Source organism: Geodermatophilus sp. SYSU D00691, assembly GCF_054050275.1.
In genome coordinates this window covers 192,033-204,731 of the sequence record NZ_JBJGYZ010000003.1, presented here as the reverse complement: position 1 = coordinate 204,731, position 12,699 = coordinate 192,033, and the positions used below count along the sequence as shown (strand labels likewise).

Genomic DNA, 12,699 nt, shown 5'->3' with positions numbered 1-12,699 from the left:
GCCGTCAGCGGGTCCGCGCGCCGGTGTCCCACGGCGAGGCCGGCGGCGGGCGGTACTGCTCCTCGCGGAGCTCGCCGCGCGCCTCCCGGCGAGGAGGACCCCCCACACCGGACCAGGTCCGGCCGGTCGCGTGGTCGCCGACGTACCAGCCCTCCATCACGGCCGGCTCCTCCCGCTCGCCCGGCTCCCGATGTCCCCGCCGGAGCTCCGGCCCCTCCGAGCCTGCGCAGGGGCCCCGGTCCGGGCACCGAGCGAAGGTCACCACGGGTGGGGCCTTCGGCCTCTCCGCGCAGCGCACGCACCCTGCGAACCTGCGGGCATCGTGGACCCGGACGGGACCGGCACCCCGGACCCCGCGCCCGGTGGAGCGAGCAGCCCGGGACCGGACGACAGTGGTCGCATGCTGGCGGACGACGTCCTCGACCTGCACCGGCTCGCCGACGAGCTGCTCGACCGGGCGGCCGCGCACTCCGCCGGGCGCGCGGCTCGCAGCCTGCCGCACCCGGTCGAGGGACTGCGGCAGACGGTCATCGCGCTCCGGCGAGGCGCCGCTCTCGACGAGCACGAGAGCCCGGGGGCGGCCAGCGTCCTCGTCCTGCGCGGGCGGGTCCGCCTGGTCGCCGGCGACGACGTCGCCGAGCTGACGGAGCTGCAGGCCGCGCCGATCCCGGACCGGCGACACGGATTGCGGGCTGACGAGGACAGCGTCGTGCTGCTCAGCGTCGCCGTCCCGGCGCGGGCCTGACAGCGGCGCACACCGGACCAGCTCAGAGGGAACAGCCGCCGACCGCGAGGCCGGTCGGCCACCGGGCGCGCCGTCAGGCCTCCTCGGGCTCGCGCTCCTTGCGGCGCAGCAGCCAGGAGGTCAGGCCGAGCAGGAGGACCAGGACGCCCAGCACGCCGATCTCGACCATCCGGTTGGTGAACTCCCGGCCCTTGGCGACGGCGCCCGCCGCCTCGACCGAAAGGACGACGATCTCCTTGATCGAGGCGATGATCCCGATGATCAGGAACGGCTCGGCGACCAGCTCCCGGCGCTCGACGGTGGCACGGACGGCGAAGAGCAGTTCGACGACGATGAACACCAGCAGCAGGACGTCGAGCATCTCGAGCAGCGGCTGCTGAGAGAAGTCGCCGACCACACCCCAAGCCGTCTTCGCCGCCACACCGAGCAGCACGACCGCCGCGCCGAGGAGCAGGACAGCGATCCCGCCGTAGACGACGTTCTCGGCCACCTCGAGGGCCCGGGTCGTCCTCCGACCCATGGCGGACGGCCGTTCCCGCTGCTCGGGATCAGCCTCGCGTCGCTGCGTCACGGGGGTGATCTTGGGGCACGACGGGGCCGGCCGCCGGGTCGCGCGCCCCGGATCAGCCGTCCGGGCCGGCGCTCACCCACGGTGAGACGGCGGTGGCATTAGCACACGACGTGCCCGGAGTCCACTCACCACGCGGCACGTCCTGTCAATTTCTGCCGAGATCAGAGCCTCCAGTTCGTCCTGATGACGAGATCTCGCCCATGGTGCCGAGCTGGGTGTCGTCGGATCCTGATGCCGGCGCACACCCCAAGGAGGTCCCGCCATGAGAACACCACTCCGCCTTCTCGTTCTCACCCTCGCAAGCGTGCTCGCCGCACTCGCCCTCCCCGCTCCCGCCCAGGCCGCGACCGCCCCGTACTGCGGCATCACCTGGGGCTCCACGGCCGAGGGGGACCTGCCGGTCCAGCCGGCCGCCGGCGCGACGATCACCGACGTCCGCTCGGGGCAGCACGCCTGCTTCGACCGCCTCGTGCTCGAGGTGGCCGGACCGGCGCCGGACTACCGCGTCGAGTACGTCTCCCAGGTGACGGCCGACGGGTCCGGCGCCGTCGTCCCGCTGCGCGGCGGCGCCTACCTGCAGGTGACCGCCGGCGCGGTCGCCTACGACCGGTACGGGCGGCCGACGTTCGGGCCGATCGGGCCGGAGCTCGTGGACGTGGCCGGCTACCGGACCTTCCGGCAGGCGACCTACGCCGGCTCCTTCGAGGGCCTGACCACCCTCGGCGTCGGTGTCCGCGCCCGGCTGCCGTTCCGGGTCTTCGTCCTCGACGGCCCCGGCACCGGCCACCGGCTCGTCCTGGACGTGGCGCACGCCTGGTAGCTCCGAACCGCAGCGCGGCGGCCGGTTCCCCACCCGGGGAGCCGGCCGTCCGCCGTCCGGGGGGCTTGACCGGTACAACTCGCCTGCGGATACTCGGTTTCGAGTAATCGGAGGAGCAATGTCCCGACGCCGGGTGTCCAACCCGCTGGCCCTCGCCGTGCTCGGCTGCCTGGCCGAGCGGCCCATGCACCCCTACGAGATCTCGACGACGCTGCGCACGCGCGGCAAGGAGGCGAGCATCCGGCTCAACTACGGCTCGCTGTACTCCGTGGTCGAGTCGCTGCAGAAGCACGGCCTGATCACCGCCCGGGAGACGACGCGGGAGGGACGGCGTCCCGAGCGGACCGTCTACGAGATCACCGCCGCCGGCCGCGACGAGTTCGAGGACTGGCTGGCCGAGCTACTCAGCACGCCCGCCCGCGACTTCCACTCCCTCGAGGCCGGCCTGTCGCTGATGGCGGGGCTGCCGCCGGACGAGGTGGCGCGGTTGCTGACCGAGCGGGCGGGCAAGCTGCAGATGGAGATCGGCGCGCTCGACGCCGTCCTCGCCTACACCGCCGAGCGGAAGCTCCCCGAGGTCTTCCTCGTCGAGAGCCACTTCCGCCGGGCGATGCTCGCCGCCGAGCTGGACTTCGTCGGCCGGCTCGCCGAGGACATCCGCAGCGGCGCCTTCGGCGGCACCGCCGTCTGGCGCCGGATGCACGAACTGGTGGCCGACGGGATGACCTTCGAGGAGGTCCTCCGCGACCCGGTCGCCCACCTCGGAGAGGAGGCCCGCCCGCTCGAAGGGCTCCCCCCGGCGACCGGCCGGTAGGAGCGCAGAACCCCCGCCCGGTGCGGCAACACCGGACGGGGGCCCGAACACCCGAGCGGGACCGCACGCGGCCCGTCCCGAGGCGCACTCCCACGATAGGCGCGCCGGTCCCGCTCCCCACACCACCCGAAAGGGAGCACCGACATGCCCGTCCAGCCCTCAGCGGCCCTCCGCGCCGCCGACCTGGTCAAGACCTATCCGGGAGGCCGGGGCGCGCCGCCGGTCCGGGCCCTCGACGGCCTCACCTTCGAGGTCGCGCCCGGCACCGTCTTCGCCCTGCTCGGCCCCAACGGGGCCGGCAAGTCGACGACGGTCCGGATCCTCACCACGCTGTCCCGGGCCGACTCCGGCGCCGCGACCGTCGCCGGCATCGACGTCCGCCGGGCGCCCGACGCCGTCCGGCGGGCGATCGGCCTGGTCTCGCAGAAGCCCTCCGGCGACCCGATGGCGACCGGCCGGGAGAACCTCGTCCTGGCCGCCCGCATCCAGGGCCTCGCCGCCGCGGAGGCGGCCGCCCGGGCCGATCGGCTCCTCGCCCGCTTCGGCCTGACCGGTGCCGCCGACCGGCTGGTGAAGACCTACTCCGGTGGTATGGCCCGCAAGCTCGACGTCGCCCTCGGGCTCGTGCACGCACCGCGGGTGCTCTTCCTCGACGAACCCACCACCGGGCTGGACCCCGAGGCCCGGGCGGGCATGTGGGCCGAGATCGGCCACCTCGCCGCCGAGGAGGACGTCACCGTCCTGCTCACCACGCACTACCTCGACGAGGCCGACCGGCTGGCCGCCCGCCTGGCGATCGTCGACGCCGGCCGGGTGGTCGTCGAGGGGACGCCGGACGCCCTCAAGCGCGGGCTGCACGGGGACGCCGTCGTCGTCGAGGTGGGCGAGCGCGACGTCCCGGCAGGCGCGGCGGTGCTGTCGCGGCTGCGCGGGCTGAGCGACGTCGCCGTCGACGGGACGACGCTGCGCGCGCGGGCCACGGGCGGGGCGGGCGCCGTCCCCGCCGTCCTCGCGGCGCTGGAGGGGGCGGGCGTGGCGGTCGCCTCGGTGACCGTGGCCCGCCCCTCGCTCGACGACGTGTACCTGCGCCACGTCGGCCGCAGCCTGGAGGTGGCGTCGTGAGCGCCCTCGTCGCCGACGCCGTCGGCACCCCCCGCGCACCGCGGGCCTCGCTGCTCCGGCACGCCGGCTTCCTGACCGCCCGGTCGACGAGGGCGCTGCTGCGCCAGCCGGCGTACGCGGTCATGACGCTGCTCCAGCCGATGATCTGGCTGCTGCTGTTCGGCGCGCTGTTCCAGTCCGTGGCCGACGTGCCGGGCTTCGAGGCGGCGCACGGCTCCTACCTGGAGTTCATCACGCCCGGGATCGTGGTGATGACCGCACTGTTCTCCAGCGGCTGGGCGGGGACCGTCTACATCGAGGACATGGGACGCGGGGTCATGGACCGGCTGCTGGCCTCGCCGGTGCGCCGCGGCGCCATGATCGCCGGCACCCTGGCCTACCAGGCGCTGACCACGGTCCTCCAGACACTGGTGGTCCTGCTCGTCGCCTTCGCCGCCGGCGCCCGGTTCCCCGGCGGCGCGTACGGCGTGCTGGTCACGCTGCTGGCCGCCGTGCTGATCTCGGTGGTCGTCGCGTCGCTGTCCGACGCGCTGGCCCTGCTGCTGCGCCAGCAGGAGGCGCTCATCGGGATCAGCCAGTTCATCGTGCTGCCCCTGCAGTTCCTGTCCTCGGCCCTGATGGACACCCGGCTGGCGCCCGGCTGGGTGGCCACCGTCGCCCGCTACAACCCGGTGGACTGGGCGGTCGTGGCCGCCCGGGAGGCGCTCTCGTCGGGCACCGACTGGGCGGTGGTGTGGTCGCGGCTCGGCCTGCTCACCGCGCTGGCGGCGGTCATGGCGTGGCTGGCCACGCGGGCGTTCGGCGCCTACCAGCGGTCGCTGTAGCGGTCCGCGGCCGGCCGGTCAGCCCTGCGGGTCGGGGTCGGCCGGCCGGTCCGGCCGGGGCGGCTCGATCGCCCGCGGCGCCCGCCGCAGCGTGTCGAGCAGGTCTTGGCCCGGCGGGGACGGCTGCTCGAACAGCTCGGCGGCGTCGTCGGGGACGACGACCTCGGGCTCGCGGTCGGCCGGGTCGAAGCTCGGCGGCACCCGCTTGAGGTGCCGGCTCATCGACTTGACCAGCAGGACGACGGCGATCAGGAGCAGGACGACGAGGAGCAGCCCGAGGGGGCCGGCCTTGCCGACGTCCTCGGGCAGCTGCTCGTCGGCGACGGCGAGCAGGTTCATCGGACACCCACCTCACTGCGGATCCCGGCGAACAGATCGTCCTCCGGCACCGGCGTGTCCACCAGCGACCGGGCGAGCTCGTAGTCCTCGGTCGGCCAGATGTCCTGCTGCACCTCGATGGGGCAGGCGAACCAGCGGCCGTCGGGGTCGATCTGGGTGGCGTGCGCGATCAGCGCGGCGTCCCGGACCTCGAAGTAGTCGGCGCAGGGCACCCGGGTGGTTACCCGGTGCGAGACGTCGCGCGAGGGGTCCCAGTTGGCCAGCCACTCCTCGTAGGGCGACTCCAGGCCGCGGGCGACGATGGCCTCGTGCAGCGCCCGCGTGCGGTCGAGCGTGAAGCTCATGTGGTAGTAGAGCTTGCTCGGCTGCCAGGGCTCCCCCAGCTCGGGGTAGCGGTCGGGATCGCCGGCGGCCTCGAAGGCGTGCACCGAGACCTCGTGGGTCTTGATGTGGTCGGGGTGCGGGTAGCCGCCGTTCTCGTCGTAGGTCGTGATCACGTGCGGCCGGAACCGGCGGATCAGCGCGACGAGCGGCGCGGCGGCCTCCTCGACGGGCACCAGGGCGAAGCAGCCCTCGGGCAGCGGCGGCAGCGGGTCGCCCTCCGGCAGGCCGGAGTCGACGAAGCCGAGGAACTCCTGTTCGATCCCGAGGATCTCCCGGGCCCGCGCCATCTCCTCGACCCGGATCTGGGGCAGCCGCTCCCACACCTCGGGGCGGTCCATGGCCGGGTTGAGCACCGAGCCGCGCTCGCCGCCGGTGCACGTGGCGACCAGGACGCGCGCGCCCTCGGCGACGTACCTGGCCATGGTCGCGGCGCCCTTGCTCGACTCGTCGTCGGGATGGGCGTGCACGGCGAGCAGGCGCAGCTGGTCGGGCGAGGTCACCCGGGCATTGTCCCCCGGTCGGGGACGGCGCAGGCGGACGCCGGGAGGGCGCCGTCCGCGAACCCCCTGTTCGGGTCGCCCACCGGGAGGAAAAGTGGTGCTCGTCACGACACCGCGGGGTATCGTTCTCGGTTCCGCGAGCCCATCGGAGCTGTGCACCGGCCGGGAACGCGGTGTTAGCTTGGCGTGATCGACCGAGGCCGTTCCCTCCGGGGGGCGGCTTCCCGACTTTCAGGAGTACTCCACGTGTCGACCCCCACGGACGAGCAGCAGCAGGGCATCTGGCTGACCCAGGAGGCCCACGACCGGCTCAAGGCCGAGCTCGACCAGTTGGTGGCGAACCGGCCTGCCATGGCCGCGGAGATCAACGCCCGCCGCGAAGAGGGCGACCTCAAGGAGAACGGCGGCTACCACGCGGCCAAGGAGGAGCAGGGCAAGCAGGAGGGCCGCATCCGGCAGCTCACCGACCTGCTGCGCAAGGCCCGGGTCGGCGACGCCCCCAAGACCGCCACGTCGGCAGTGACCGGCACGGTCATCACCATCAAGTTCGAGGGTGACGACGAGACCGAGAAGTTCCTGCTCGGCTCGCGGGAGATCGCCGGCACGACCGGGCTCTCGGTCTACTCCCCCGAGTCCGCGCTCGGCTCCGCCATCACCGGGTCCAAGCCCGGCGACACCGTCACCTACCAGGCGCCCAACGGCAAGGACATCACCGTCGAGGTCGTCGCGGTCGAGCCGTTCGTCCCCTGACGCGCGGGCGGGAACCGGCGTGACCGGGCACGTCCGCTCCCGGCGGGCGGAGAACACGGGCTTCGTCTGCGGGCACTGCGCCGCCGGCGTCCCGGCCAACACCGACGGGCACTACCGCAACCACTGCCCGTTCTGCCTGTGGTCGCTGCACGTCGACGACCTGCCCGGCGACCGGGCGAGCGGGTGCCGGCAGCTCATGGAGCCGATCGGCCTGGTCGAGAAGTCGGGCAAGGGCTGGCAGGTGGTCCACCGCTGCACCGCGTGCGGCCACCGCCAGCCCAACCGGCTCGTCCGCGACGGCGACTCCCCCGACGACCTCGACCTGGTGCTCCAGCTCCCCTGGCTCTGACCTCACCCGCTCTCCTCCCGCTCCACCCGTGCTGCAGCGCGGGCGACGCGTGCGGAGAGCCCGCGATCACGCCGCCAGGCCGCGACGGCGCAGCAGCGGGGCCGGGTCGGCGTCCCGGCCGCGGACGGCGCGGAACGCACCCAGCGGGTCGACCGAGCCGCCGCGGGAGAGCAGCCGGCCGCGGAAGGTGTCACCGTTCTCCCGGCGCAGGCCGCCGTTCTCCTTGAACCACTCGACGGTGTCGGCGTCGAGGACCTCCGACCAGATGTAGCTGTAGTACCCGGCCGCGTAGCCCCCGGCGAAGACGTGCTGGAAGTACGTGGTGCGGTACCGCGGCGGCACGAGGTCGGAGGCGACGCCGGCCGCCTCCAGCGCGGCCCGCTCGAACGCGACCGGGTCGCCGATCTCGGTGTCCGGGGTGATCCGGTGCCACGCCTGGTCGAGCAGGGTGGCCGCCAGGTACTCCAGCGTCGCGAAGCCCTCGCCCCACAGCGACGCGGCGTCGATCGCCTCGACGACGCTGGCCGGGAGCGGTTCGCCGGTCTCCACGTGCCGGGCGTAGTGGGCCAGGACCTCCGGCCACAGCGCCCACATCTCGTTGACCTGGCTCGGGTACTCGACGAAGTCGCGCGGCACGCTGGTGCCCGAGAACCGCGGGTAGGTCACCGCCGACATCAGCCCGTGCAGCGCGTGGCCGAACTCGTGGAAGAGCGTGTTGACCTCGTCGAGGGTCAGCAGCGTCGGCGACCCGGCGGCGGCCTTGGTGACGTTCAGGTTGTTGAGCACCACCGGCCGGGTGCCCAGCAGCCGCGACTGCGTGACGAACGAGCTCATCCACGCCCCACCACGCTTGCCCTCGCGGGCGAAGAAGTCGCCGAGGTAGAGGCCCACCGGCCCGCCGTCGGCGTCGGTGACCTCCCAGACACGCACGTCGGGGTGGTAGCCGTGCAGCTCGGGCCGCGGGGTGAACCGGAAGCCGTAGAGCAGCTCGGCGGCGTGGAAGACGCCGTCGACCAGCACCCGGTCCAGCTCGAACCAGGGCCGCAGGGCGGCGGTGTCGACGGCGTAGCGCTCGGCGCGCACCTGCTCGCTGTAGAACGCCCAGTCCCAGGCGGCGAGCTCGACGCCGTCGCGGGCGGCGGCCTCGCGCAGCGCGTCGGCCTCCGTGCCGGCGTTGGCGACCGACGGGCCGACCATCGACGACAGCATCGCGTCGACCGCCTCGACGCTGCCCGCGGTCTGGTCGGCGACCACGAGGGCGGCGTGGGTGTCGAAGCCGAGCAGCCGTGCCCGCTCGGCGCGCAGCCGTGCCATCCGCGCGGCCACCGGCCCGTTGTCGTGCTCGCCCGACGACGCCCGCGACACCGACGCCTCGAACACCCGGCGGCGCAGCTCGCGGTCGCGCAGCTTGGCCAGCACCGGCTGGCCGGTGGGCAGCAGCAGGGTGAGCAGGTAGCCGTCCTGGCCGCGGTCGGCCGCGGCCCCCTCGGCCGCGGCGATCTCCTCGTCGCCGAGCCCGGCCAGCTCCGCGGCGTCCCCGACGAGGACGGCGGCGGCCTCGGTGGCCATCTGCAGGTTCTGGCCGAACGTCGTCGACAGCTCGGCGAGCTGCTGGTTCAGCTCGGTGAGCCGGGCCCGGCCGGCGTCGTCGAGCTGGGCGCCGGAGAGCACGAAGTCGAGGTGGTAGCGCTCGACCAGCCGCACCGCCTCGTCGTCCAGACCGGCCTCCTGCCGCCCGGCGTGGACGGCGTCGATGCGGGCGAACAGCGCCGGGTCGAGCCGCAGCGCGTCGGCGTGGGCCGCCTCCAGCGGCGCCAGCTCCCGCTCGATCTCCCGCAGCCGCGGCGTCGACAGCGAGGAGGCGAGGTTGCCGAACACCAGGCCGGCGCGGGTGAGCAGCTCGCCGGAGCGCTCCAGGGCGACGACGGTGTTCTCGAAGGTGGGCGGCTCGTCGGACGCGACGATCGCGGCGACCTCCGCCCGCTGCTGCGCCATGCCGGCCAGCAGCGCCTCGCGGCAGTGCTCGAGCGTGATGTCGGCGAACAGCGGCAGCCGGAACGGCAGGTTGGACGGGGTCGCCAGCGGGTTCTCGGCGGAGATCTGGGCGCTCATCGCCGCCCATCCTGCGCCTGCCGCCACACCGGGCGCGCACCGGCCACCGGCTGGGCACACTGCGATCGGTGCGTGCCGGGCCGCGACGACGTCGAGACGGTCGTCGCCGCGGCCCGCGCAAGGCTCTGCTGGAGGGTCCCGCCGTGAGCGTGCGAACGGTGGGGGCGGGAGGGTCCTCACATCAGCGGCTGGCGGCCCGCCGGTAGGCGCGCACCGACAGCGGCACGAACACCGCCAGGATGATCACCACCCAGATCAGCGTGTAGAGCGCCGAGTGCTGCATCGACCAGGCGTCCGAGGGCGGCGGGCCCAGGGTGTTGCCGAACAGCTCGCGGGCGGCCTGGACCAGGGTCGACACCGGGTTCCACTCCGCGAACGTCTGCAGCACCGAGGGCAGGCTCTCGAGCGGCACGAACGCGTTGGAGATGAAGGTCAACGGGAAGATCACGATGAAGCTCGCGTTGTTCACGACCTCCGGCGTCCGCACCACGAGCCCGACCAGCGCCATCAGCCAGGAGATGGCGAACGCGAACAGCAGCAGGAGCAGGAACCCACCCGCCGCCTCGAGGACGGACGTGTTGATCCGCCACCCGACGATCAGCCCGGTCACCGCCATCACGGCGATCGAGATGATGTTGACCGCGGCGTCGGCGACGGTGCGGCCGACCAGCACCGCGGCCCGGGACATCGGCAGCGAGCGGAACCGGTCGATCAGGCCCTTCTGCAGGTCCTCGGCCAGGCTGTAGCCGGTGATCGTCGAACCGAAGACCACCGTCTGGGCGAAGATGCCGGGCAGCAGGAACTCCGCGTAGCTGATGTCCCCCGGCACCTCGATCGCGCCGCCGAACACGTAGCGGAACAGCAGCACGAACATGATCGGCGACAGCGTCGCGAAGACGAGCAGGTCGGGGACCCGCTTGACCTTGATCAGGTTGCGCTTGGTGATGACGGCGCTGTCGGACAGCGTCGCGGCCAGGGCGCTCATCGCGCACCTCCCCCGGCGGGCGCCGGCTCGGGTTCACCGGCCGCGGCGCCGTCCTCGGCGGCGTGCCCGGTGAGCGTGAGGAAGACGTCGTCGAGATCGGGCCGGCGCAGCCCCGCGTCGACGAGCTCGGCGTCGCTGCCCTCCAGCAGGCGCAGCGCCTCGGCGAGCACCTCGGTGCCGCCGCGCACCGGCAGGGTCAGCCGCCTGATCTGCTCGTCGACCTGCGGCTCGTCGACGGCCAGCGGGCGCAGCCGCTCGGCGACGCCGGGCAGCATCGCGGCGTTGGTGACGGTGAACTCCAGCCGCTGGCCGCCGACCTGCGCCTTGAGCTCGTCGGCGGTGCCGCGGGCGATCACCCGGCCGTGGTCGATGACCACCATCCGGTCGGCCAGCCGGTCGGCCTCCTCCAGGTACTGCGTGGTCAGCAGGATCGTCGTCCCGCCGTCGGCGAGGTCGGCGATGAACTCCCACATCGACAGCCGGCTGCGCGGGTCCAGCCCCGTGGTCGGCTCGTCGAGGAAGAGCACCCGCGGTCGGGCGATGAGCGAGGCGGCGATGTCCAGCCGCCGGCGCATGCCGCCGGAGTAGGTCTTGGCCGGCCGGTCGGCCGCGCCGGTGAGGTCGAAGCGCTCGAGCAGCTCACCCGCCCGCGCCCGCGCCTCCTTCTTCGGCAGCCGGTAGAGCCGGCCCACCATCTCGAGGTTCTCGAACCCCGTGAGGTACTCGTCGACCGCGGCGTACTGGCCGGTCAGCCCGATGGCCGCCCGGACCCGGTCGGCGTCCCGCACCACGTCGAGACCCACCACCTCCGCGCGCCCGCCGTCGGGCTGCAGGAGTGTCGTCAGGATGCGGACGACGGTGGTCTTGCCCGCCCCGTTGGGGCCGAGCAGGCCGAGGACGCTGCCCTCGGTCACCGTCAGGTCCACACCGTCCAGTGCTGTCGTGTCGCCGAAACGCTTGACCAGGCCGTCGACGACGATCGCGTCGGTCATGCGCAGGACCGTAGGCCCGGGGGGTGACCGATTCCGACCGCTTTTCGCGAGGGGCGTAGCAGGAAGTCCATGCCGGTGCAGACGCCCCGGTCAGCGGGAACTCATCGGCCTCACTCCGGCGTGGGCGCGTACCCGGCACGCACCAGCGCGGCGGTCACTTCGGCCGCGTGGTCCGGCCCGCGGGTCTCCAGGACGACGAACACCTCGACCTCGCCGAGGTCGAGCCGGGTCGCCGTCCGCTCGTGCTCCACCTCCAGCACGTTGGCCCCCACCGCGGCCAGCTCGGCCAGGACCGCGGCCAGCGAGCCCGGGCGGTCGGGCACCCGCAGCCGCAGCGAGAGGTAGCGCCCGGCCGCCGCCATGCCGTGCTGCACCACCTTGAGCAGCAGGACGGGGTCGATGTTGCCGCCCGACACCACCGCGGTCACCGGTGGGGCGAACGCCCCCGGATCGGCCAGGACGGCGGCGACGGCGGCCACCCCGGCCGGCTCCACGACCAGCTTGGCCCGCTCCAGGCAGAACAGCAGGGCCCGCGAGAGGTCCTCCTCGCCGACCGTGCGCACCTCGTCGACCAGTTCGCTGACGTGCGCGAACGTGAGCGCGCCGGGCGCGGGGACGGCGATCCCGTCGGCCATCGTGGCCATCGCCGGCAGCGGCACCGGCCGGCCGGCGGCCAGGGAGCCGGGGAACGCCGCCGCCCCCTCGGCCTGCACCGCTACGACCCGCACACCCGGCCGGCGGCTCTTCACCGCGGCCGCGACGCCGGACACGAGCCCCCCGCCGCCGGCGCAGACCACGACGGTGCCGGTGTCGGGGCACTGGTCGAGGACCTCGAGGCCGACGGTGCCCTGCCCGGCGATCACGTCGGGGTGCTCGAAGGGGTGGATGAAGACCGCGCCGGTGCGCTCCGCGTGCTCGGCGGCGGCGACGAGCGGCTCGGCCAGCGTCTGCCCGAGCAGGTGGATCTCCGCGCCGTAGGACTTCGTGGCGGCCACCTTCGGCAGCGGCGCCGTCTCGGGCATGAAGACGGTGGCGTGCGCGCCGAGCAGCTGCGCGGCCAGCGCCACGCCCTGCGCGTGGTTGCCGGCGCTGGCCGCCACCACGCCCCGGGCGCGCTCCTCGGCGGTCAGCCGCGCGATCCGCGTGTACGCCCCGCGGATCTTGAACGAGCCGGTCCGCTGGAGGTTCTCGCACTTGAGCCAGACCGGGCCGCCGACCCGCTCGGCCAGCCCGCGGGAGTGCTCCAGCGGCGTCCGCCGGACCACGCCCTCGAGCAGGGCGGCGGCGGCCTCGACGTCGGCGCCGCTGACCAGGGGGACGTCGGCTGCGGGCACGGGCCCGATCCTCGCACCCGACGTGCACCGCACCGGTGACCGGAGACCCCTCCGCGTC

The 12,699-nt window shown here is 74.0% G+C and carries 15 protein-coding genes; 7 read left to right on the top strand and 8 right to left on the bottom strand.

Going from position 1 to position 12,699, the window contains the following annotated elements:
- Positions 1–4: 4 nt before the first annotated feature.
- Positions 5–160, bottom strand: coding sequence for a hypothetical protein (locus ACI797_RS03655; protein WP_456857150.1), 156 nt, complete (start codon positions 158–160; stop codon positions 5–7).
- Positions 161–400: 240 nt separating this feature from the next.
- Here ACI797_RS03655 and ACI797_RS03650 point away from each other — a divergent pair, with 240 nt between their 5' ends.
- A complete protein-coding gene (locus ACI797_RS03650; RefSeq protein WP_456857149.1) occupies positions 401–745 on the top strand; it encodes a LuxR family transcriptional regulator in 345 nt (114 codons plus the stop codon).
- Positions 746–818: 73 nt separating this feature from the next.
- Here the strand turns inward: ACI797_RS03650 and ACI797_RS03645 are convergent, their stop codons facing one another.
- Complete coding sequence (locus tag ACI797_RS03645) at positions 819–1,316, bottom strand: phosphate-starvation-inducible PsiE family protein (protein ID WP_456540801.1); 498 nt, start codon at positions 1,314–1,316, stop codon at positions 819–821.
- 304 nt (positions 1,317–1,620) lie between these two features.
- Here ACI797_RS03645 and ACI797_RS03640 point away from each other — a divergent pair, with 304 nt between their 5' ends.
- From ACI797_RS03640 to ACI797_RS03625, 4 genes are all read left to right on the top strand, one after another.
- Positions 1,621–2,136: an AMIN-like domain-containing (lipo)protein gene (locus ACI797_RS03640; protein ID WP_456857148.1), complete on the top strand. Its 516-nt coding sequence runs from the start codon at positions 1,621–1,623 to the stop codon at positions 2,134–2,136.
- Positions 2,137–2,254: 118 nt separating this feature from the next.
- On the top strand, positions 2,255–2,950 hold the full coding sequence (locus ACI797_RS03635; RefSeq protein ID WP_456857147.1) for a PadR family transcriptional regulator: 696 nt from the start codon (positions 2,255–2,257) through the stop codon (positions 2,948–2,950).
- Positions 2,951–3,094: 144 nt separating this feature from the next.
- Positions 3,095–4,072, top strand: a complete 978-nt coding sequence (locus ACI797_RS03630) for an ATP-binding cassette domain-containing protein (protein ID WP_456857146.1) — start codon at positions 3,095–3,097, stop codon at positions 4,070–4,072.
- The gene (locus tag ACI797_RS03625; protein WP_456857145.1) at positions 4,069–4,896 is read left to right on the top strand and encodes an ABC transporter permease; all 828 of its coding nucleotides are present in this window, start codon (positions 4,069–4,071) and stop codon (positions 4,894–4,896) included. Before ACI797_RS03630 ends, ACI797_RS03625 begins: the two co-directional genes overlap by 4 nt.
- Before the next feature lie 18 nt (positions 4,897–4,914).
- Here ACI797_RS03625 and ACI797_RS03620 read toward each other — a convergent pair whose 3' ends face one another.
- Positions 4,915–5,235 (bottom strand): hypothetical protein, encoded by a 321-nt coding sequence (locus ACI797_RS03620; protein ID WP_456857144.1) that lies wholly within the window; start codon positions 5,233–5,235, stop codon positions 4,915–4,917.
- On the bottom strand, positions 5,232–6,119 hold the full coding sequence (gene mca / locus ACI797_RS03615) for a mycothiol conjugate amidase Mca (protein WP_456540807.1): 888 nt from the start codon (positions 6,117–6,119) through the stop codon (positions 5,232–5,234). Before mca ends, ACI797_RS03620 begins: the two co-directional genes overlap by 4 nt.
- Positions 6,120–6,365: 246 nt before the next feature.
- Here mca and greA point away from each other — a divergent pair, with 246 nt between their 5' ends.
- Both greA and ACI797_RS03605 read left to right on the top strand, forming a co-directional pair.
- Complete coding sequence (greA, locus tag ACI797_RS03610; RefSeq protein ID WP_456857143.1) at positions 6,366–6,869, top strand: transcription elongation factor GreA; 504 nt, start codon at positions 6,366–6,368, stop codon at positions 6,867–6,869.
- 19 nt (positions 6,870–6,888) lie between these two features.
- A complete protein-coding gene (locus ACI797_RS03605; protein ID WP_456857142.1) occupies positions 6,889–7,218 on the top strand; it encodes an RNHCP domain-containing protein in 330 nt (109 codons plus the stop codon).
- A 66-nt stretch (positions 7,219–7,284) separates the two neighbouring features.
- Here the strand turns inward: ACI797_RS03605 and ACI797_RS03600 are convergent, their stop codons facing one another.
- From ACI797_RS03600 to ilvA, 4 genes are all read right to left on the bottom strand, one after another.
- Entirely contained in the window at positions 7,285–9,330 is a 2,046-nt protein-coding gene (locus tag ACI797_RS03600; protein WP_456857141.1) for a M3 family metallopeptidase, read from the bottom strand.
- Between the two features lie 181 nt (positions 9,331–9,511).
- Positions 9,512–10,315, bottom strand: coding sequence for an ABC transporter permease (locus tag ACI797_RS03595; RefSeq protein ID WP_456857140.1), 804 nt, complete (start codon positions 10,313–10,315; stop codon positions 9,512–9,514).
- Positions 10,312–11,307: an ATP-binding cassette domain-containing protein gene (locus ACI797_RS03590; protein WP_456540813.1), complete on the bottom strand. Its 996-nt coding sequence runs from the start codon at positions 11,305–11,307 to the stop codon at positions 10,312–10,314. The genes ACI797_RS03595 and ACI797_RS03590 overlap by 4 nt, the downstream gene beginning before the upstream one ends.
- Positions 11,308–11,417: 110 nt before the next feature.
- The gene (gene ilvA / locus ACI797_RS03585; protein WP_456857139.1) at positions 11,418–12,641 is read right to left on the bottom strand and encodes a threonine ammonia-lyase; all 1,224 of its coding nucleotides are present in this window, start codon (positions 12,639–12,641) and stop codon (positions 11,418–11,420) included.
- Positions 12,642–12,699 lie beyond the last annotated feature (58 nt).